Origin of the sequence: Tessaracoccus caeni (assembly GCF_029211185.1) — a bacterium.
Taxonomy (GTDB): Bacteria; Actinomycetota; Actinomycetes; order Propionibacteriales; family Propionibacteriaceae; genus Arachnia; species Arachnia caeni.
Genome location: NZ_JARGDO010000052.1, coordinates 1 through 1,447 on the forward strand (window position 1 = coordinate 1; position 1,447 = coordinate 1,447).

The following is a 1,447-nucleotide window of genomic DNA, read 5'->3' on the forward strand; positions in this document are numbered from 1 at the left end:
CTTCGAGGCTGTGAGTATTGGTGGTGGCTGGCCTGGGGCTCAGCTGGCAGGGTTAGCCGTGCCGGTTCCCCCCCCATGGATGTGGTCGTGACTCTTTCGAGGCCCGACCGGCACCCCGCGTGACAGCAGATTGGTGTCGTGTCATCAAGGAGACCTGTCCGCACCACACCCCACAGGGGACACCGGTCGGCTATCCCAGCCCACCCGTGTTGACCTAATAGAAGCCTGTCCCATCAACAACGCTACTGACACAGCTCCCTTGTCGATGGTGACCCCTCACAGTCATGCCACACAGGTGACTTTCCCGGGATAGCCAACCAGCGCCGGAAACAACACCCACCTGGAAGGACGCGCATCGCTCCAATGACTATCGTCGCAGACGCCTACCGATTCGTCATCGGCATCGACACCCACGCTAAAACCCATCACTGGGCGATCATCGAGTCCCGCACCGGCGGCGTCATCGATAACCGCGAGTTCCCCACCACCCCAGCCGGTATCAACCGGGCGATCACCTGGATCCGTCGCCGCACCCACCAAGCCACCACCAACACCGTGTTGGTCAGCATGGAAGGCACTGGTTCCTACGGCACTAAAGCCGCCCGCGCTCTCCTGGAAGCCGGCTACCGGGTCACCGACGCTCCCAGCCCGAAACGCCCCCGAGGCACCGGCAAGAACGATGCGATCGACGCGATCACCGCTGCCCGCAACATCCTGCACAAACACAGCGACCACCTCGCGGACATGCGCTCCAGCGACACCTCGAAACTGTTCCAGGTGCTACTGACCGCCCGCGACTCGATGACCAGGGAACGCACCCGCCACATCAACGCCCTCGGCGCGTTGCTACGCACCCAAGAGCTGGACCTCGACGCACGTCACAAACCCGGGGCCACCAAAATCAGACAGGTCGCCAGCTGGCGACCCAGGGCTACCGACAGCCCCCTACAGGCCGCTGCTCGGGCCGAAGCGATCCGCCTAGCCAAACGGATCCGGGAGCTCGATACCCAGATCACCGACAACACCAAGAACCTACGCCAGGCCGTCCAGCACACCATGCCCAGCCTGCTCGCCCTGTCCGGTGTTGGGCCCGTCAACGCCGCCATCGTGCTGTGTGCCTGGTCACATCCCGGACGCGTGCGTAACGACGCCGCGTTCGCGAAACTCGCTGGCGCCTGCCCCCTGGAAGTCTCCTCCGGGAACCGGAAGAACCATCGACTAAACCGCACCGGTGACCGACAACTCAACAAAGCACTACACATCATCGCGAAAACCCGGCTACAACACGACCCCACCACCCAGGCCTACCTCGCCCGCCGCATCACAAGCGGCTCAGACCTCCCACGCGCCCGCCGCTGTCTCAAACGCTACATCGCACGAGAACTCTTCAAACACCTCGAAAACCACCATTGACAAACATAGAAGCGTCTCCTTCGTCGCACCTCAG

1 protein-coding gene is annotated in these 1,447 nt (G+C 63.0%); it reads left to right on the forward strand.

Annotation, left to right across the window (positions count from 1 at the left end; translation table 11 throughout):
* Positions 1-363 precede the first annotated feature (363 nt).
* Positions 364-1,413, forward strand: a complete 1,050-nt coding sequence (locus P0D62_RS18940; protein WP_275704081.1) for an IS110 family RNA-guided transposase — start codon at positions 364-366, stop codon at positions 1,411-1,413.
* The last annotated feature ends 34 nt before the right edge of the window (positions 1,414-1,447 follow it).

Excerpts from the sequence above, each read along its gene's own strand:
- P0D62_RS18940 (WP_275704081.1), top strand. The coding sequence starts at position 364 with ATGACTATCGTCGCAGACGCCTACCGATTCGTCATCGGCATCGACACC.